This is a genomic window from Streptococcus sp. A11, from assembly GCF_043674225.1.
Lineage (GTDB): Bacteria > Bacillota > Bacilli > Lactobacillales > Streptococcaceae > Streptococcus > Streptococcus suis_V.
The window spans coordinates 37,652-57,619 of record NZ_JBIMJS010000015.1 but is presented as its reverse complement, the minus strand read 5'-3'; the positions used below and the strand labels follow the sequence as shown (position 1 = coordinate 57,619).

Genomic DNA, 19,968 nt, shown 5'->3' with positions numbered 1-19,968 from the left:
CCTCTTGGGAGAGAGGCACGAACGAGAATCACAATAGGCTTATCCGACGGTGGTTGCCGAAAGGAACCACAAAAACGTCCCCGAAAGAAGTCGCTTTTATCGAAAATTGGATCAATAACTATCCCCAAAAATGTTTGGGCTACAAGTCACCGAGAGAATTTCTTATAGGTGGCTAACTCGGAATTGAAATTTGCCTTTCTTCTCTCCAGCACCACTATCTGATCATAGTCTGCCTCATGATATGAACGATGACTAATATGAATGACCGTTGTCCTCTCCAAGTCAAGCAGGGCTTTTTCCACCATGGCAAAAGTCTGAACATCTAAACCTGAAAGGGATTCATCTAGGAGCAAGACAGGTTTGTGGAGCAAGAGGGTCCGCACCAAGGCCAAGCGTTGTTGTTGCCCACCTGAAAGAGTTGATTCTGCATCAAATAGCTCACTTTCCAACTGCTGACGACTTGCAAAACGTTGTCCCAAGCCTACCAACTGCAACCAAGTAAGAACCTCCAACTCGTCAATATCCCTTCCCAAACTAATATTCTCCCAGATGCTGGCATGGAAAAGTTTCACTTTTTGTGGCAAAAAGGCAAGATTAGCTTGAACCACCTCTTCTCCCACTTCCTTCAAAGGCTGTCCATTCAGATAGACCCCTTCATCACCCTGACCCATTTGTCCCATCAGGAGGTAAGCTAAGGTCGATTTACCTACGCCGCTCTCTCCCTGAATCAGATACTTCTTCCCAGGCTCAAAGTTTTGACTCAACCCCGAAAACAGGGGAGTTCCCTCTATAGAAAAAGAAAGATTGCGCACCTGAAGAGAGATGAATGGGTCTTTGATTTTTTTGGAAAAAGGCGGAGCTGATTCCTGTTTTAAGAGCTGCTCACGTAGATCACGAACAGAAGCCATATCTGCGATAGACGATGCAATCAAACTAATCGGCATGGTCAATTCTAAAGAAATACTATAAATTGCCACCAAGGCTCCTACTGTCATTTGACCTGCCAAAATCCTTTGACCTCCCAAAAAGAGAATCAGAACCGTCAATAGATAGAAGAACAAACCAGATAGGACATTCAACAAGGCTGACAGAAAAGCCCTCCGGTCTTCCAGTTGATAGATTCGTTTATATTGATCATTTGTCTTGTCAGAAAAATACTGGCTACGATCGGCATTTTTGATAATGGCTAGACCTGAAAGGAGGTCATTGAGCAAAATCTGATAGACAGCCTTCTCCCGCGAGATGGCCTCCTGAACCCTTTGCCGACTATTTTGAAAAAGGTAGGGTAGCCCAATCGGTACCAAGGTCAAAAGCAGGATTGCTATGGATACCTGGCTATCCAAACCAAAGAGAGCCAGACAGGCAAACAAGAAGGACACCACTCCTTGATAGAGGGAAAACAGGGTATCATAGTAGAGTTCCTTGACCATCTCACTATCATTATGAATAGCTGAAACCCTTGCCGCTACTTCTGATTGCTTGAGCAAGCTGGGCCCCTGCAAAAAACGATTGACTAGAGTAGCCTGAATCTTGTAGCCAACCCTATTCAAAAACTGCTGATTACAGACTTGACGAACAAACTCTGCTAGCAGCATCAAGCATAAAATCGCAAGCAACTGCCAAATCTGTACCATAAAACCAGTCTTATCCCCACTAGTTAGACTATCGGTTATTCCTGCTAATTGGTAGTTAAAGAGCACGTTTAATCCTGCTACCAAGCTAATTGCCACCAATGTCGCGATAAAATGAAGACCCCTCACTCCTTCTCCCTCCTTTTCCTAGATCACTCATTACACATATTAAAAAGCTTAACAGAATCCACCAATTCGTCAAGCCTTGCTCCAAAAAGTTGAGCATCCTAAGGGTGCTCAACTCAAATGCGCTTGTCAATACTTATTTGCTTTCATTCTCAACTGCAGCTGTGACAAAGGCAGTATAGAGTCCTTCAGGACGATTTGGTCGAGATTGGAGTTCTGGGTGATACTGACAGGCCACAAAGAACTTGTTCTCAGGAATTTCAACAATCTCAACCAAGCGGTTGTCTGGCGATACACCTGAGAAGACAAAACCAGCTTCTTCAAATTGCTGACGGAAGTCATTGTTAAACTCGTAGCGGTGGCGGTGGCGACGCTGGACAACTTCTTGGTTGTCATAGGCTGCAGCAGCCTTGGAGCCTCGTTTGAGCTTGCTTGGATAGAGGCCAAGGCGGAGGGTACCGCCCAAGTCTTCCACGCCAATTTGATCACGCATGATGTCAATGATTGGGTATTTGGTTTCTGGATCCAACTCAAAACTATTGGCTCCATCTAATCCAAGAACGTGGCGAGCAAATTCCACACAGGTCAACTGCATGCCCAAGCAGACGCCTAACATAGGCACATCATTCTCACGCGCATAGCGAATGGCTTGAATTTTTCCTTCGGTACCGCGTTGACCAAAGCCACCAGGTACGATGATTCCCTGGGCTTGTCCAAGTCGGTCAGCTACATTTTCTGCTGTCAGGTCGTTGGCATTGACCCAATCCAACTCAATCGCAGCATCGTTGGCATAGCCAGAGTGTTTCAAGGCTTCTACAACTGAAATGTAGGCATCTTGGAGCTCGACGTATTTTCCAACAAGGGCAATCTTAACTGTTTTCTTGAGGTTCAATACCTTGTCAACCATGGCAGACCAGTCTGTCATGTCTGCTGGCGGTGTATCCAATTTCAAATGGTCGCAGACAATCTGGTCCATATTCTGGGCCTGTAAATTGAGCGGAATTTGATAAAGATGCTCCACATCGAGTGACTCAATAACCGCCTCCGGTGCCACATCGCAGAACTGGGCCAATTTATTTTTAATCCCTTGGCCGGCTGGCGCTTCTGTACGAATGACCAACATGTTGGGCTGAATGCCCAATCCGCGCAATTCTTTGACCGAATGTTGGGTCGGCTTGGTTTTCATTTCCCCAGCCGCCTTGAGATAGGGCAAGAGCGTCGTGTGAATATACATGACATTGTCCGCGCCCACGTCTGCTTTCATCTGACGCAGAGCCTCAAGGAAAGGCAGACTTTCAATATCACCGACAGTTCCACCGACTTCTGTAATAATCACATCGGCATCTGTTGTCCGAGCAGCGCGTTTAATCTTATCCTTCAAAGCATCCGTGATATGTGGAATAACCTGAACGGTTGCTCCTAGGTACTCTCCCTTGCGTTCTTTCCGAAGGACTTCGCTGTAAATTTTCCCTGTTGTCACGTTGGAATATTTATTAAGATTGATGTCAATAAACCGCTCATAATGTCCCAAATCCAAGTCTGTTTCTGCACCATCATCTGTTACAAACACTTCCCCATGTTGGTAAGGGCTCATAGTTCCTGGGTCGATATTGATGTAGGGATCAAATTTTTGAATCGTAACTTTCAATCCTCTGTTTTTCAAGAGGCGACCCAAACTCGCTGCCACAATCCCCTTACCAATTGATGATACGACGCCACCTGTTACAAAAATATATTTTGTCATGCAAACTCCTTTCCTCTGCTCATGTCGCATGGAGGGGGTAAGCAACATGAAGAAAAAACAAAAATAGCTCCCTATCAACTAGAGAGCCCTGACCTCAAAAGAGGTGCCCGATAATATACTAACTCAATTCGATGCGTTTGTCAATCTTGAACTTAGTCTTCTGTCGACTCGTCGTCAGAATAGTCGTCATCTTCTTCACCGACATCAACTTCTTCATCATCCGTCAATTCATCATCGAGGATAATTTCATTGATTTCTGAGTCGTATGATTCTACTTCATCCTTCTCATCATCTGGATTTTCATCATCGTATTCTGAACCAGGCTTGTCTTCGTAACTATCTTCATCTTCTGGATCATCGTTGCCATAATCGATAGCATCCTCATCACCATCCATGAAGGCATTGACACGTTTTTTCTTACGTTTTGGCGCATCTTCATCATCTTCTTCGAGAGTAATAACTTCCTCATCAATCTCATCGATGGCATACCATGAACGAAGACCCCATTTGTTTTCGCCTAGCGGAATGAAACTACCGTCCACATTCAAGTCAGAATAGAAAGTTGGCAAGGCTGCACGAATCTCACTGTTTGATTTTTCTAAATAATTCTGAATTTCATTGACCAAGTCATTGAAATACATTTCATTGTCACGTCCACGTTCTTCCAAAATAGCACGAGCTACTTCAATCATGGAAAGTTCGCTTTTTTCTTGTCCTGCAAATACGTTAAGTTCCAAGGCTTTTCTCCTTTTTCGTCTTTCCTTTCTATTTTACGCTAAAAAAAGCAAATAGTCAAAGATAATCTTTATCGTTTTTCTGTAAAAAATACCTGCAGAGCTCAGCGCTACAGGTATTTTGTTTACTATACTTGTTCTTCTAAACTTGGAAGGGAGATGGTCCGTTTGACCCCATCCTTATCTACAAGTCGAACAACTTTGCTTGCTGCATCATATTCGAAAGCTTCAAAAGAAACTCTATAACGGTCTGAGAGTGTGACCAGACTTTGTTCAAAGGTTTTGAAGTCCATGCCAAACTCTTCTGCTCTTCGTTTTAATTCTTCTGTAAACTCGTCAATTTCCTCGGTTTCCTCAGAAATAATTTCTTCATCACTTTCTTCCGTCTCTATTTCTTCTGTCGATTCAGATGGTGTATTTGGTGTAAATACTCCCCAGCCATCGTCTGAAACTGGGCGTTCTTGTGGATTAGTCATGTAGTATTTAACCGTTGCTAGGAAATCTTCTAGACTGTACCCTTCAGGACTTCTTGCACTACCTTGGTCAAACCATTTAAAGGATACATAGTGATAGTGATCTTGATGCGGAATTACCAGAGTCCCGTTGCGTACTTCGGTCGCATAGCCAGCATTGTAGGTCAGTGCTTCGAAAGGAACGACTTTCTTCGCTTCAACTCGGTTATAGATTTCCTCTGCTGTTTCTTTGGCAACTTGCGGCTGTTCTGGCGTTGTTGTCTCGCCTGCACTTGCTTCTGTTTCAGTTGGTGCAGGTGTTGACGGTGAACTAGAATTAGATTTCTCACGTTGAGCCACCATAGCCTCTGCTGGGATTAGCTCGCTTAAGTAATTCAAATCACTCTTGTTAATCCGACGGTAACCATCTGTAATCACACGTGGGATGCGATAGTTATCCGTACCTATTTTCACTTTGGGATCTAATAGGTCTGCTGGATCAAAAATATAGCCATCTTTTGTTGTGTATTTCCCTGCAGACTTAGCTTCAGCCAGTTCTGTTGCAGAGTGAACAATCTGCCAGTTTTTCAACCCTTCACGTTTTTCAATCGGTGTAACATTTTTAGCCAGTATTTCTGCATCACGCTGGTCCAAGAGAGCCTGGACTGCCGCCAACTCCTTGTCTGACAGCTCTTTTTTGGTGATAGATCGGAGGGAACCACCAGTCGCCCGTGGCAGACTGAAGGCGCCGCTGAAGATAAAGCTGGCCGGATCCAGGACGTCCTCTGGGGTAAAGATATAGCCGTCGTTGGTAGCAAAGCGGCCCTGGGCGCGTGCTGCTGCCACTTCCTCAGCCGTGTGGATAATCTGCCAGTTTTTCAGGCCGGTACGCTGAGCCTGGTCGGTCGCATTGGCAATCGGTTTCAGGGCATTTGGATCCATGACATCATCGCCATGACCTGCTGTGGTCCAAGCTGCAGGACGAACCTCTGGGTGCTGCATAATGTAACGAATGGTCGCGATCTGCTCCTTGCTCAGCCAGCTATAAGGCAGGATGTGGATATGGTCGATATGGGGAATGACAAAGGACTCGCCTGTATCGTAGGTCGCGTTGGCTCCCTTCATTGGAATCTTGTCAATGCTGACGTGCATAGCTGGTGCCAAATCTCCAGCAACCTGTGGAGCCGTGTCAAAGCGGTAGTCCTTGTCCAGTTCCATCAGGCGCAATTCTGCAAAGGAAATTTTCATCAGGTCCAATTCATCTCGGCTGTAACGGTAGCTTTTGCCGTCCAGCTGAACTTGGTAGAAGACCTTGCCTGCCTCAAGCTGCTTGCCAGTCACGGCTTGCGGATCAAAGACTGGTTTGTTTACGCTCGTATCAACTGGACTTGGTTGAGTCGGTTGTTCAGGAAGAGCTGGTTGGCTTGGCAGGACTGGAAGTGTCGGCGCCGTCGGCTGACTTGGTTTTGGAGTGGCTGGGTTATTAGCAGGCTTAGTATTTCCTGTCAAGCCTTGCTTTTCCCGAACCCATTCTTCGACTTGCTTGATTTCAAAGTCTTCTAATTCGCCAAAGCCGACATAGTGGAAATGGTCACCGTGGCTACCAATCAAGCCCTGGTCATCAACAGATGTGATGCTGGCCTTGCTGAAGGTGTAGCCGTCGCTGGTGAAATAGACCTTGCCATCCAATCCCTTGCCGTAGGCAGGGATGCGGCGACCTAGATAGGTAACAAATGGCTGGTTAGTGGCTTGGGAATCAGTAGGACCTGGTTTTGGTGCAGGACTTGGCTGGGCTTGATGAGGGGGCTTGGCTGGTGTGGCTGGCTGGGTTGTGCCTGTCGGATAGTCAGTCCGCGTAGGCTGGGTTGCTGTATACCCTGAGCCTGCTCTGCTATTTTCCCCAATCATCCGAGCAATCCGAGCCTCCAGTGGCGACATCTGGCTGTAAGGGATGAAATGATAGTGGTCGCCGTGGGGGATGATGACGCCGGCAGCGGTCTTTTTACTAATCATGCGTGGGTCAAAGACCAGACCGTCGGCCTCTACATGGCGCTGGGAGAGCGGTGTAGCATCCAGCTGGGCCAAGAGGCTGTTCAAATCTTGACCTGAGTGGCTTGAAAGGGCGGTCGAGCCAGTCTGGCCCTGAGATGGGTAAGTGGCCTTGGTCGACTGACCCTTGTTTGAGGACTTGCCGTCAATATAGGCCTGGGCTGCCTGTAACTCGGACGGAGACAGGTCCTTCTTAGGAATAAAATGGAAGTGGCTACCGTGAGGCACGATGAAGCCGTCTCCCGTGTCCTCAATCACATCAGTAGGGTTGAAGACATAGCCGTCATCGGTCTTATAGCGACCATCTGCTGTCCGGCCGCCACCAGCCTCCTGATAGGTCTTGTCCGAAGAGGATACACCTTTCTGTCTCTGAACTTCCTCCTTGGTCCGCACATTTTTCTGCTGCTTTTTATCTTTGAGATAGAGGTAATATTGGCCATCCACCTTAATCACATAGCCATCCTGGACTTCATTGACAATGTGGCTGTCTTGGAGGACATAGGCTGGGTCGGTCATAATCAGCTCTTCGCTGAAAATCGCGTCGAAGGGCACCTTGCCATTGTAGTAATGGAAATGGTCACCGTGGGAAGTCACATAGCCCTGGTCGGTGATTTTGACCACAATCTGCTCGGCGTCAATGTTTTCCTTGGCAGAAACTTCCTCTGGCGTCAACTGTTCAGCCAGCATACTCTTTTCTGTCTGGCTGTCTTCGATGTAGGCTACTCGGTTCTTGCTGTCTCCCGTAGCTTGGTAACGTCCCAGCTGGTAGCTACAAATGCTCATGCCCAGAACCAGGGCGGCTACTGAACCAACTAATTTCTTGTTTTTCGTGTTTTCTCCTTTACTGTAATTCCTTGGCGAGGGTGTCTAAGACGGCATCTAGATTTTCCAGATAGGTTAGATTGTTTTCTGGATCTGCCTCAAGCGGGTCCAAGATTTTCAGGTCAACACCTGTGGAGCTCTTCAAGGTCTGGGCCAGCTTGTCTGACTTGCCCTTTTCCACAAAAATGGTTTTGACATCGTAGGTATCGACAAATTCCTTGATTTCTGCCAATTGTCGTGGATTAGGCTCTTCCTCTGACACACCAGCTATGCCCAGTTGCTGGAGGCCGTAGCGCTTAGCCGTATAGGAAAAGGCTGTGTGCTGGGTGACGAAGGTCTTGGATCTTGTTTTTTCAAAGATAGGCTTGTACTTGTCTGCCAAATTCTGGTATTGCTGCTGGAGCTTGCTGGCATTTTCGTTGTAGTAACTAGCCCGCGAAGGGTCTGCCTCAGCCAGTAAATTACCAATCAAGACCGCCTCCTGCCCCACCAGAACTGGGTCCAACCAGGTATGGGGGTCGTATAGACTGGCCTCGTCCATGCCCTCTGTCACCTCCACATCCTCCAGACCAGGAACTCGCTGTAGCTCTAAACCACTGGAGGCCTCCAGGACCTTGACCTTGGAACCTTGCACATTCGGCTCCAGGCGACCGGCCCAGGACTCCAAAATCTTAGAATGGTAGATAAAGACATCTGCGTCGTATATTCCCTTGACATCTGCTGGCGAGGGCTCATAGGAATGAATCCCATTTCTAGAGCCAATCATACGAATGTCATTGTAGTCACCAGAAATTTCCTTAACCAGTGAATAAATTGGGTAAAAGGAAGTCACAATCCGCAGGCCAGATTGGACTTGGCTAGACTGGCTCTGCTGGCCACAGGCCGAGAGGACTAGTAGCATGAGTGATAAAAAGAGATATTTCATCCACTTCATTAGATTTCTCCTTGTTTTTCGTTAACCAGTTAACTATAACACAAAAATGGTTAACTGGTCAAGTATTTTTAATAAAAAAGACAAAACAGTTGTTGACTGTTCTGTCTGATGGATATTATAATTCTGCAATCTGGCTCAAATTTACTTCTGCAATGGTATCATTACCAAACATGGAGATAACCATCTTAACCTTGTTATTATCGATTTCAGTGATTTTACCAGTGTAGTCTGTGAAGGCACCATCAATGATGCGGACTGTGTCGCCCACCTTGACATCGATATCTCCTTGGACTGTTTGTCCCATAGATACCAGGATTTGGCGGATTTCTTCTTCCAAGAGTGGAGTTGGTTTGGAACGGTTACCGTGAGAACCCACGAAACCTGTAACGTTTGGCGTATTACGAACCACGAACCATGCCTCGTCAGTCATGACCATCTCTACCAAGACATAACCTGGGAAGCGGTTTTCTTCCACTTCTTTCTTCTCGCCGTTCTTTTCTACCTGAACCGTCTGGGTTGGGATTTCCACGCGCAAGATGTTTTCTAACATATTGTAGGTATGCGCACGTTGGAGAAGGTTTTCTTTTACCTTGTTCTCGTATCCTGAATAGGTTTGTAGAACAAACCAGCCTTTATCAAAACTATCGTACATAGTCGTTCCTTTCTTTTGAAAGCTGTATTGAAGACGCTAAAAAAAGCCCGAAGGCTTTCGCTTTTCTTTATTATACCACTTCCATTTTACAAATGGCAAGTATTTTACTAGAAAAGATTGATCAAGCTCATCAAGCCCTTGGACAAAATGAGGTCAAATAGATACACAAGTACCACGAAGAAGGCTGTGTATTCTACGACTGAGAAGAAATCTTTCCAACTCTGCTTGCGCGTTGGCCAGGCAGTGTCTTTTAAAATACGGAAAATATCTGCGACGAATTTCACCTGCTACTCCTATCTAGTTTCCTTGTGGACCGTATACTGACCACAGTGTTTACAAAATTTATTTACTTCTAACCGTGTTGGCTTGGGATTGCTCGATAGGGAAATTGAATAGTTACGAGATCCACAAACTGTACAGGCTAGGCTTGCTTTTTTTAGTGCCATATAGCCCTCCAATAAACCTTATTTTATCATGTTTTAGCTCATTTGACAACTACTCAAACCAACTTCTTATATTGTCTATGAGGGTGCGTGCTCGCTCAGGTAGCTGGGCATCAATGATTTGTTGCTTGGTTTCTTCTAGAAGCTGTCTTGCTCGGTCACTGATTTCCTGGATTTGCTCTGGGCTTATGACCGGCTCTGTCGGTCCTGTCTCCACTTGATTGATAGGCACAATGCCATTCATGGCGTAAGCATTGTCCACTGTAAATGGTGTCCCGCTGGTCTGACTCAAGAGATTGGCCGCAACTGTTTGGAAGAGCACAGGTGCCTTCCAGGAATTATTGGCATCGATATAGTGGGTCTCGTCAGTCTTTTCAAAACCAACCCACTGGCTGATAACCAAGTCAGGTGTATAGGCGATAATCCACTGGTCATTGATAAGAGAGACATCAAAGTTGGTCTCGGTCGTCCCCGTCTTTCCGGCTAGATTGTAGCCGTAGACATCCGCATTGACCCCTGTACCGTTGGTAAAAGTTCCCAGCATCATGGAGGTCATCTTGTCTGCCACTGACTTATCGATCACCTTGGTCGACTGAGAACGGTGGTTCACGATGACCTTGCCATTGGCCGTTTCAATACGGCTAATCAGATGAGCATCCTTCATGGTCCCATGGTTGGCAAAGGCGCCATAGGCCTGGGCCATTTGCAGGGCATTGGTCTCCACACCAGATCCTATAGCCACTCCCAGTACCTTTTCAACCTTATTCATGTTCAGGCCAAATTTTTTCCCGTATTCAAAGGCGCTGTCAATCCCCAAGGTGTCGACAATGGATGCCACAGGCAAATTGTAAGACAGGGCTAAGGCTTGGTACATGGGAATAGATTCCGATGTAGACAGGTCATTATTCTGCAAGGTATAGGTCCCGTAGGTCGTCGTGTGGTTGTCCAGCTCTTTATCAATTTCCCAGCCTGCCGACACTGCCGGAGCATAGGCAACCAAGGGCTTGATGGTCGAACCCGGACTTCTCTTGGCCTGGGTCGCGAAATTGAAGTTACGGAAGGCATAATCTTCGGATGAATTAACCCGCCCAACCAGCGCTCGAACGCCACCTGTAGACGGATCCAGGGCCACGCTTGCCCCCTGAGCATAAGAACTATCATAGGCAGACTGCGGGAAGAGACTCTCATCATTAAAAATCACCTGGAGATTAGCCTGAGAGGTCTGGTCCATCTCCGTATAAATCCGGTAGCCGTTGTTGATAATGTCACTTTCTTTCAATCCATATCGGTCAATGGCCTCTGCAATAACCGCATCAAAATAAGAGGGATAGGCATAGTTGCTAGCCTTGCCCGCATAAGCATCGTAGAGCTGACTGCCCACGTCCACCTGCATTCCTGCATCAGCAGTTGCCTGATCAATAAACTGGGCATCCACCATGACCTGCAAAATAGTATTACGGCGGTTGGTCGCATTTTCAATGGAATAATAAGGATTGTAAATCTCAGGCCCCTTGAGCATGCCGGCTAAAACAGCCGATTGCTCCAGACTCAAATCGCTAGCATTAACCCCAAAATACTTGAGACTAGCATCCTGAATCCCCCAGACCCCGTTGCCAAAATAGGCATTGTTGAGGTACATGGTCAGGATTTCCTGCTTGCTATATTTTTTATTGATTTCAAGGGCCAGGAAATACTCCCTCGCCTTCCGGCTAATGGTCTGGTCCTGAGTCAGGAAGGCATTTTTGGCCAACTGCTGGGTAATGGTCGAACCACCGCCAAACCGGCCCAAGGTGAGGAAGGCCAGCAGAGTCCGCTTGTAGTTGATACCAGAATTTTCATAAAAAGTCCTGTCTTCCGTAGCGATGACGGCATTTTCCAGATTATCCGAAATGGCATCCAGCTCCACATAGGTTCCTTTCTGCCCCGACAGGGTACCAGCTTCCACACCGTCCTTGTCATAGATAACCGTCTTGGCCTTGAGGGCCTCCTGCAAATCGCCAACATTTGCGGTCTTGGCAAGGAAGAAGAGATAGCCTCCCACCGTCAGTATCAGAACACCCAGGATAATCAGCAGAATTTTAGTCAGCTGGTAACGGCGCCAAAATTTGCGAGCAGGCTCTGGAATCCGACTTTCCTTTTTAGGTTTATCGGACCTGTCACGACTGCCTCGGGCTGAGCGACGACTAAATCTGGTTTTCTTCCCACTTTCTAAACCTGGTAGGTCTATGTTTTTCGTTTCTCCCATGTCAGACTCTGCGCTTGTAAATTGGTCGCTAGTATAGGCCTTGGTCTGGTCCAGAGACTCGAAATCCTCTGGCACTTCAATGGGCTCAAACTGCAAATCGTCCTTGTCCATGCCCCCTCCTCTTTCTCTAGTTTTGGACTATTATACTATATCGGCCCAAATTTTTCAGCTACCAATCCTTTGGTTGAACTGTGACAGCCCATAAAATCGGTCTTAGGACTGAAAATATGGTAGAATAGGACTATTCTCTATTGATAAGGAAAAGACTATGACTGAAATCTACGACATTACCATTATCGGCGGTGGTCCTGTTGGGCTCTTTGCTGCCTTCTACGCCCATCTGCGCCAGGCCAAGGTCAAAGTGATTGATTCGCTGCCCCAACTCGGTGGACAACCCGCCATCCTCTACCCTGAAAAATCCATCCTGGACATTCCTGCCTTCCCAAGCCTGACTGGTCAAGAATTGACCGACAACCTCCTGGCCCAACTGGCACCCTTTGACACCACTATTTGCCTCAATGAAACCCTGACAGCTATCCAACCGGGTGAAGTCATCACTTTGACAACCAACAAGGACACCCACCAGACCAAGTCGGTCATCATCGCCATGGGTGGTGGCGCCTTCAAGCCCCGTCCTCTGGAGATTGACGGAGCTGACAGCTATGAAAACGTCCACTACCATGTGTCCAATATCCTGCAGTACGCAGACAAGGACGTCGTTGTCTTGGGTGGTGGCGACTCCGCTGTTGACTGGTCTCTGGCCTTTGAAAAAATCGCCAAAACCACCAGCATCGTCCACCGACGCGACAATTTCCGTGCCCTAGAGCACAGCGTCGAGGACCTGAAAAAGTCTAGCGTCGCCATCCACACTCCCTATGTTCCTAAGGAACTTTCTGGGGAAAATGGCAGAGCTGCTGCTATTCGTTTCGACAAGGTCAAGAGCGAGGACCAGCTCACCCTGAACTTCGACCACCTCTTTGTCAACTACGGTTTCAAATCATCGGTCGGAACCCTGAAAGAATGGGGATTAGACCTGCATCGTCACCGCATTTTAGTCAACAGCAAACAGGAAACCTCGCAGGCCGGCGTCTATGCTATCGGCGATTGTTGCTACTACGAAGGCAAGGTTGACCTGATTGCTACAGGCTTTGGCGAGGCTCCGACTGCCGTCAACAATGCCATGAACTACATCAATCCAAACGAAAAAGTGCAACCAAAACACTCAACCAGCCTATGATGAAAATTGACATTCGCATTCCCCAAGCCTTTCCAGAATTGACTGTCAAAGAAGTCTTGGAAGATTATTTTCTCATTCCCAGAAAAATCCGCCACTTCCTCCGCACCAAAAAACACGTCACCATCAATGGGCAAACCGTTAACTGGCAGAGTTCCATTGCTCCCGGTGACCTGCTAGAATTGACCTTTGATGAGGAAGATTATCCGGAAAAGACGATTCCTATGGGGCAGGCAGACTTGGTCGAAGAGCTCTATCAAGATGAACATCTGATTATCGTTAACAAGCCCGAAGGAATGAAGACCCACGGCAATGAGCCGATGGAAATCGCCTTGCTCAACCATGTATCAGCTTATGTCGGTCAAACCTGCTATGTGGTCCACAGGCTGGATATGGAGACCAGCGGAGCCATTCTTTTTGCCAAAAATCCCTTTATCCTGCCCATTCTCAACCGTCTCTTAGAGGATAAGGTCATCTATCGCGATTATCTAGCCCTCTGCCAAGGTCATCTCAAGCAGGAGAGTTGGACCATTACAGACAAAATCGGGCGCGACCGTCATGATCGCAGGAAACGATTGGTCGATCACCGCAAGGGTCAGGAGGCTGTCACTCATGTCAAACAACTGGAAAAAGTCGGCAAGAACAGCCTGATTTCCTGTCGCTTAGAAACTGGACGCACCCACCAAATCCGCGTCCACCTAGCCCACCACGGTCATGCCCTCATTGGCGACCCACTCTATAGCAAAGTCAGCGCTCCCCGCCTCATGCTCCACGCAGCCCGCCTCAGCCTGACCCACCCACTGACACTCGAAGAAATTAGTGTAGAAGCAAGGTCGGAGAGTTTTGAGAAAGAACTGAAAAAAAGCTGAAGTTTCAGCTTTTTAACTTACATATAATTTTATGTTAATTACCCGCTTTACTCATACTCAATGAAAATCAATCTAGCCCAGCTTCAACTGTTTGGGGAACAGTTGAAGGCTGGAAATAGAGCGAACTTGTTCGCCTCAAAAATGCCGAAGGTAGAACTCTGTCGCTCTCTCGTTTCAAGGCGACAGGCTGAAAACCTCCCCCGGATCTTTTCACTCACCAAGGCTCTTGACAACGGATAAGATGATTTTCGAAGAGTATCAAATCCCCTGGCCAATCAGCTGCTCCGTCCACATGACATCATCATAGACAAAACCAAGATTGGTCTCACCGTCCAAACCATAGATAAGACGGACAGATATCTTCTCACCGGCCTTTATTTTCTCAGCCAGATTGACATCATAGGTCCGTAAGTCCAGGGTCAAAGGGAAGTCCGTTGAAAGGTCAATCAGGTTAAAATAATATTCGTCAAAGTAAATATCTTCCTGACCAGGATTTTCCACTTCCAAATCTACCACATAGGCCGAAGGGTAATAATCATCCACCAGATCCACGCTGTCGTCTTGTCCCATGGATTGCACCGTCACGCGCAGGCCATCCGCAAAGTCAACACTTTCTCCGACCTCGTGCTCTCGATAGGTCCTGGTGCTATCAAATTCCGTAGAAGGCTGGTCCAGAGAAAGCTCGCTAAAGCCAAGACCAATGATGAGTAACAAGCAAGTCACCCCTAGCACAAGACTGGCTACAGCGCCAATTATGGTGGTCCAAAAGAGGGGCTGTTTGTAGAGAGCTTTCTTAGGATAGTACATATAGCCGTCTTCGACGACGAAATCTTTCTGCTGCATAGGAACTCCTTATTTCAAGCTGGCTGTAGGCAGGTCGATGCCTGCCTGGCGTAGGGCATCTTGATAAAATCCTAAAAATTGATGGTAGATATTGCTTTGTTGACCATGTGCTACAAATAGATTGACACGGAAAACAAACTGACCATTGGTCGTATTTTGCGGTCCAAGAACTGTCACACCTGTAATCTGATCAAAGTTGCCAACTTCTCTACGGTTGACTTCCTCAATTACTCGACTTACCTGCTCCAAATCGGTGTTAAATTTAAGCGGAATATCTACCTGAGCTCGCATATCTCCACGAGATTGATTGGACACGACAAGGATATTACGATTGGGAATAAAATGCAAGGTCCCATCTGCATCACGTACTTGTGTCGTCCGAATACCCATGCTCACAATGGTGCCTGAAATAGTAATGGGACCGTTGGTTAACTTAACCACATCTCCGACGTCAAACTGTCGTTCAATTAAGATAAAGAATCCATTGATCAAGTCTGAGAGAAAACCTTGTGCCCCCAGCCCAACAGCTACCCCGGCAATCCCGGCTCCTGCAAGAAGACTAGATACCGGTAAGCCTAAAATGCTCAAGATACAATAAATGAGAATAAAGTAGAGCAAATAATTCAGAATACTCTCCACCAGACGGCTAATCGTTTTTTGGCGACCAATGTCTTGTGTAGATACCTTTAGAGAGGGAACCAAAACCTTTTTCACAGAAGCTTTGGCTATCTTCTTGATAATGTAAAATGCAACAAAGAGTAAAACTAGCGATAGAACCTTATTTAGACCTGCTGTCACAATGACCTCAATATTAAATTGAGAAAAATACTTGATAATAAAATCATTCATGAGATAATTATAGCAGAAAAAACTATAAAAACCTAAAAGACAGCCAAATGACTGTCTTTCATCTTATTTCTTCTTTGCAAAATACTGGCGTGTCTCCTTGATGATAACAGGCGAGAGAGCCAGTAAGGCAATCAAGTTTGGAAGAGCCATGAGCCCGTTCACAATATCTGCGATGGTCCAAATCAAGTCCAACTTGAGGAAACCACCTAAGGCAACCATAGCTACAAAGACCAGACGGTAAGGTAAGATGGCTTTGGTTCCAAATAGAAACTCAATACAGCGTTCCCCATAATAAGACCAACCCAGAATGGTCGTATAGGCAAAGAGAACTAAACTGATGGTCAAGGCCAAGACACCTGGCTGTCCAAATACTGTCGAAAAGGCTGCCTGAGTGAGCGGAGCCCCTGCCAACCCTTCTATAGACCACTGACCAGTTACTAGAATCGTCAAGCCTGTCAAGGTACAGATGATGAGTGTATCGATAAAGGTACCCGTCATTGAAATCAAGCCCTGTTCTACTGGATTATCTGACTTAGCTGCTGCTGCTGCAATAGGCGCCGAACCTAGACCAGATTCATTGGAGAACACCCCACGCGCAATCCCACGCTGGATTGCCTGTTGCACGGTCGCACCTGCAAAGCCACCCACAGCTGCTGCTGGGGTAAAGGCTGATGTAAGAACCATAGCTATGGTTGGCAAGAGCTGATCCCAATGCAGAGCCAAAACGATTACACTTGCCAAGACATACAAAATCGCCATAAATGGGACAATTTTAGTTGAAACATCAGAGATTTTTTCAATCCCTCCGAAGATAAAGAAAGCGATGGAAATGGCAGTTACGATGCTGACCAACTGGGGAGCCAGACCAAAGCTAGCAGACATGGATGAGGCAATGGAATTAACCTGAGAAAAAGTTCCCATCCCCAAGAGGGCCACTAAAACTCCTGAAATGGCAAAGAAAACTGCTAAAGGCTTCCACTTTTGTCCCATCCCCAAGGTGATATAGTGCATCGGACCTCCTGCTGCTTGCCCATTGGCATCCTTGGTACGGTATTTAATGGCTAAAAAGCCTTCTGCATATTTGGTTGCCATCCCGAAAAAGGCCGCCACCCACATCCAGAAGAGGGCACCTGGTCCACCTGTAGTAATAGCTGTCGCAACTCCGACAATATTTCCTGTACCAACTGTCGCTGCCAAAGCTGTACAAAGGGCCGCAAAGCTGGACACATCTCCCTGACCAGACTGGTCACTGGAGAAAATCAAACGAAAGGCCGTTGGCAACTTACTGATTTGAAAGATTCCCAACCGAAGGGTAAAATAGACACCCGTTCCGACCAATAGTAATAAGAGGGGCAGACCCCACACAAGGTTATTAATGTTTTGCATCAATTCTAACATAGCTTCCTCCTAAGTATGATTCCTAATCCTATAAAGCTGCCGGAAAAACAAAAAGAGGCTGAACACTTCAACCTCTAGAATCAACGTGAAAAATACAGAAAAAGCCTATTTTTTCAACGCTCTGTCCTTTTACCTGAGAGTTTCAGTAGCTCTACTTTTCCAAGCAGGACTACCTTGCCCCTTCGGTGCCAAAATGGTCTCTCCAGAGTTCCGTCCATTGAACAGTCAGTTTCCCTTCTACCCAATATCAACCGGTTATTCAGTTTTATCTTGCTCTATTCTAGACTATTTTTCAGGAAAAATCAAGCAAGTTTTCAAAAAATTATTGCAACAACTCCAAAAACAGTCCATATCCTGCTTCTTCCATTTCCTCTCTCGGGATGAAGCGAAGGGCTGCGGAGTTGATACAGTAACGGAGACCGCCTTTATCACGTGGTCCATCATCAAAGACATGACCTAAATGAGCATGACCAGCCCGACTGCGGACTTCAATACGGTTCATGCCGTGGGACTTATCTTGGAAATAAGTCGCCACTTCCTTGCTGATTGGTTTGGTAAAGGAGGGCCAGCCGCAGCCTGAGTCGAATTTGTCTGTCGAGAGAAAGAGCGGCTCGCCAGTCGTAATATCGACGTAGATGCCAGCTTGGTCGCTATTCCAAAACTCATTTTCGAAGGGTCTTTCCGTCGCAGCTTCTTGAGTGACTTGGTACTGGAGGTCGGTCAAGCTATCCTTTAAGACTTGTTGGTCTGGCTTTTGGTAGTCTGCAACATCAATCAGAGGGATTTTTGCCTGCCCAAGATCGATATGGCAGTACCCTTGGGGATTTTTCTTGAGATAATCCTGATGGTAGTCTTCGGCGGGGATGTAATGCGCGAGTGGCTCCACTTCAACGGCTAGGGGACGTCCGCCAAAGAGCTGGGACTGCTCCGTCATAACCTGCTCGATGGTCGGTAAATCAGCTTCATCGGTGTAATAGATACCAGTCCGATACTGACGACCTTTGTCAGGTCCCTGCTGATTGACAGAGAAGGGGTCAATGACGCGGAAATAGTAGAGGAGAATTTCCCGCAAATTGATACGAGTCTCATCATAGGCTAGATAGAGTGTCTCTGCGTGGTCTGTTTGTTTGAGGAGTTGATAATTGGTCGTCTCCACCTGTCCATTGGCATAGCCAACGCTAGTGTCAAGAATACCATCGATCTGGGAAAAGTAGCCTTCCATCCCCCAGAAACAACCGCCTGCTAGGTAGATTTCTTTCATGTGAGTTTCCTCCTATATCATCTAATCTATTCTTAAAAGTAGGACGCATACTCCTCCCGCCTACTCTATCTCATCTTGAATTTCTTCATTTTTTGTATCTGTGTTGGACAACTTTTGCTCAATATACTGGTCAATATACTGGTAAACCTCCTTAGCATCTGCCTGTGACAAGCTGGCAACCTGGTTGACCTTGACCGTCAATTTCTCTAATCCGTATTTCGACTTTTCCTTGACTAATTTTTCCAATTCTTGTTCGGTCAGTTCTTGTCCGACAATGGTAATCTCCAACTGATTTTTAGTTTTATTATAAGTCCGGCTAAGAATAGTGTGAGAGGTAAATTTCTCACTAATGTATTGATTCATGGCATCCTTACGGGCATAGTCTAAGACCAGATTTCCTGCTGAAAGCAGACTCGGAATGGTCAAGGCAAGGACTAGAGCCGTCATACCATATCTCAATTTTGGGTTCAATTTGTTCAATTCAACTGCCTTGGTCCGTCGCATCATAAAGCGGGAGCCGAAAAAGGTGGTCAACATGATGAAGATACAGTTGATCAAAAAGAGGTAGAGGGCTCCAAAGAAGTACTGGGTATTACCATGAGCCAAGCCAAAACCTGCTGTACAAATAGGAGGCATGAGGGCTGTCGCAATGGCAACACCGGGCACAATATTATTGGCCTCTTTTTTCCGACTGCCAATCACTCCAGCAATTCCGCCAGCAATGGCAATAATAATATCCCAGACTGTCGGCGAAATTCTAGCAGTCAACTCTGTACTGGCTACTGTAATCGGCGAAAGATAGAAATAGATGCTGGATACCAGCAGGCTAATAACAACTTCGACAGCCAGCAACTTCAACGCCTTCTTCATCAAGGCAAGGTCATAAATCGCCAAGCCCAGACCAAGCCCAACAATCGGTGTCATCAAGGGGGAAATCAGCATAGCACCGATAATCACTGCCGAGCTATTCATATTTAAACCAACAGAAGCAATAAAAATCGCACACATTAGGATAACTATATCACGAGTCTGTAAATCCAACTCTTCAAAGAGCTTATCACGGTATTCCATGGTTGTAAAATACTTGTTTTTCATATTCTCCACTCTCAGTTTTTTAGGTAACTTTATTATAACAATCTATTTTTTGATAGATAAAAAGGACTTTTCTCAGTCCTTCCTAGCTAGGCAATTTCTGCCAAGATTGCTTTGATTTGGTCTTTGGTATGCACACCTGCTACTTGTTTCACAACTTGTCCATCTTTTTTGAACAAAAGGGTTGGGATAGACATGATTCCAAATTGACGAGCTGTGTTTGGATTCTCATCAACATCCATCTTGTAGATACGCAGTTCATCTTCATCCACTTCGCCTGCTAATTGCTCTAAGATTGGTGCTTGCATGCGGCATGGACCACACCAAGGTGCCCAAAAGTCAACAAGGACTACGCCTTCTTGTGTTTCAACTTCAAAGTTTGCATCTGTAATAACTTGAACCATGATTTTCTCCATTTCTGATTTTGGTACTATCATTCTACACCAAATGAAGAGAGAATGCGAATTTTTGCTACGGGATGAGAGTGGAGATAGGCATGTCGAAAAAATAGTGACTTAAAACGGACTATTGTCAAGCCAAGCTAGACCGCAGGGAGCAAGCGTGAAATAGAAAATGGTTCTTCCTGTCAA

Annotated in this window: 18 protein-coding genes and 1 riboswitch; of the genes, 3 read left to right on the top strand and 15 right to left on the bottom strand. The window is 46.3% G+C overall.

The genetic code is table 11. The annotated features are described in order from the left end of the window. The coding region (locus tag ACHBIF_RS08955; protein ID WP_394720019.1) for a transposase at positions 1-176 on the top strand (176 nt) is incomplete at its 5' end. Here the strand turns inward: ACHBIF_RS08955 and ACHBIF_RS08950 are convergent. The 9 genes from ACHBIF_RS08950 to pbp2a all read right to left on the bottom strand — a co-directional run bounded on the left by ACHBIF_RS08950 (position 147) and on the right by pbp2a (position 11,943). Further along, on the bottom strand, positions 147-1,760 hold the full coding sequence (locus ACHBIF_RS08950; RefSeq protein ID WP_394720016.1) for an ATP-binding cassette domain-containing protein: 1,614 nt from the start codon (positions 1,758-1,760) through the stop codon (positions 147-149). The genes ACHBIF_RS08955 and ACHBIF_RS08950 overlap by 30 nt on opposite strands. A 133-nt stretch (positions 1,761-1,893) precedes the next feature. Beyond that, positions 1,894-3,501: a CTP synthase gene (locus ACHBIF_RS08945; RefSeq protein ID WP_257104907.1), complete on the bottom strand. Its 1,608-nt coding sequence runs from the start codon at positions 3,499-3,501 to the stop codon at positions 1,894-1,896. Between the two features lie 152 nt (positions 3,502-3,653). Beyond that, the gene (rpoE, locus tag ACHBIF_RS08940; protein ID WP_105111758.1) at positions 3,654-4,238 is read right to left on the bottom strand and encodes a DNA-directed RNA polymerase subunit delta; all 585 of its coding nucleotides are present in this window, start codon (positions 4,236-4,238) and stop codon (positions 3,654-3,656) included. Positions 4,239-4,363: 125 nt separating this feature from the next. Then, complete coding sequence (locus tag ACHBIF_RS08935; protein ID WP_394720013.1) at positions 4,364-7,519, bottom strand: pneumococcal-type histidine triad protein; 3,156 nt, start codon at positions 7,517-7,519, stop codon at positions 4,364-4,366. A 58-nt stretch (positions 7,520-7,577) separates the two neighbouring features. Next, positions 7,578-8,492: a metal ABC transporter solute-binding protein, Zn/Mn family gene (locus tag ACHBIF_RS08930; RefSeq protein WP_172095363.1), complete on the bottom strand. Its 915-nt coding sequence runs from the start codon at positions 8,490-8,492 to the stop codon at positions 7,578-7,580. Between the two features lie 115 nt (positions 8,493-8,607). Continuing rightward, positions 8,608-9,144 (bottom strand): transcription termination/antitermination protein NusG, encoded by a 537-nt coding sequence (gene nusG / locus ACHBIF_RS08925; protein WP_105111755.1) that lies wholly within the window; start codon positions 9,142-9,144, stop codon positions 8,608-8,610. Between the two features lie 107 nt (positions 9,145-9,251). Next, positions 9,252-9,428, bottom strand: a complete 177-nt coding sequence (gene secE, locus ACHBIF_RS08920; RefSeq protein WP_105161231.1) for a preprotein translocase subunit SecE — start codon at positions 9,426-9,428, stop codon at positions 9,252-9,254. Positions 9,429-9,437: 9 nt separating this feature from the next. Beyond that, the gene (gene rpmG, locus ACHBIF_RS08915; protein WP_002940258.1) at positions 9,438-9,590 is read right to left on the bottom strand and encodes a 50S ribosomal protein L33; all 153 of its coding nucleotides are present in this window, start codon (positions 9,588-9,590) and stop codon (positions 9,438-9,440) included. A gap of 49 nt (positions 9,591-9,639) precedes the next feature. Next, positions 9,640-11,943: a penicillin-binding protein PBP2A gene (gene pbp2a / locus ACHBIF_RS08910; protein WP_394720009.1), complete on the bottom strand. Its 2,304-nt coding sequence runs from the start codon at positions 11,941-11,943 to the stop codon at positions 9,640-9,642. Between the two features lie 157 nt (positions 11,944-12,100). On the opposite strand from pbp2a, the gene ACHBIF_RS08905 reads away from it, so the two are divergent. Next, the gene (locus ACHBIF_RS08905) at positions 12,101-13,069 is read left to right on the top strand and encodes an NAD(P)/FAD-dependent oxidoreductase (RefSeq protein ID WP_394720007.1); all 969 of its coding nucleotides are present in this window, start codon (positions 12,101-12,103) and stop codon (positions 13,067-13,069) included. After that, positions 13,069-13,935, top strand: a complete 867-nt coding sequence (locus tag ACHBIF_RS08900; protein ID WP_394720005.1) for an RluA family pseudouridine synthase — start codon at positions 13,069-13,071, stop codon at positions 13,933-13,935. Before ACHBIF_RS08905 ends, ACHBIF_RS08900 begins: the two co-directional genes overlap by 1 nt. A 258-nt stretch (positions 13,936-14,193) precedes the next feature. Here the strand turns inward: ACHBIF_RS08900 and ACHBIF_RS08895 are convergent, their stop codons facing one another. The 6 genes from ACHBIF_RS08895 to trxA all read right to left on the bottom strand — a co-directional run bounded on the left by ACHBIF_RS08895 (position 14,194) and on the right by trxA (position 19,782). Next, a complete protein-coding gene (locus tag ACHBIF_RS08895; RefSeq protein ID WP_105161228.1) occupies positions 14,194-14,778 on the bottom strand; it encodes a DUF4352 domain-containing protein in 585 nt (194 codons plus the stop codon). A 9-nt stretch (positions 14,779-14,787) separates the two neighbouring features. Continuing rightward, positions 14,788-15,627 carry a mechanosensitive ion channel family protein gene (locus ACHBIF_RS08890; protein WP_394720003.1) on the bottom strand — a complete coding sequence of 280 codons (840 nt, stop codon included), beginning with the start codon at positions 15,625-15,627 and terminating at the stop codon, positions 14,788-14,790. A gap of 63 nt (positions 15,628-15,690) precedes the next feature. After that, positions 15,691-17,025 (bottom strand): sodium:alanine symporter family protein, encoded by a 1,335-nt coding sequence (locus ACHBIF_RS08885; protein WP_125266549.1) that lies wholly within the window; start codon positions 17,023-17,025, stop codon positions 15,691-15,693. 111 nt (positions 17,026-17,136) lie between these two features. Continuing rightward, a riboswitch (glycine riboswitch) is annotated at positions 17,137-17,241 on the bottom strand. Positions 17,242-17,347: 106 nt separating this feature from the next. Next, positions 17,348-18,286 carry a peptide-methionine (R)-S-oxide reductase MsrB gene (gene msrB / locus ACHBIF_RS08880; RefSeq protein ID WP_125266550.1) on the bottom strand — a complete coding sequence of 313 codons (939 nt, stop codon included), beginning with the start codon at positions 18,284-18,286 and terminating at the stop codon, positions 17,348-17,350. Positions 18,287-18,346: 60 nt separating this feature from the next. Continuing rightward, positions 18,347-19,381: a DUF389 domain-containing protein gene (locus tag ACHBIF_RS08875; RefSeq protein ID WP_125266551.1), complete on the bottom strand. Its 1,035-nt coding sequence runs from the start codon at positions 19,379-19,381 to the stop codon at positions 18,347-18,349. 86 nt (positions 19,382-19,467) lie between these two features. Next, entirely contained in the window at positions 19,468-19,782 is a 315-nt protein-coding gene (gene trxA, locus ACHBIF_RS08870) for a thioredoxin (protein ID WP_105108141.1), read from the bottom strand. Between the last annotated feature and the right edge of the window lie 186 nt (positions 19,783-19,968).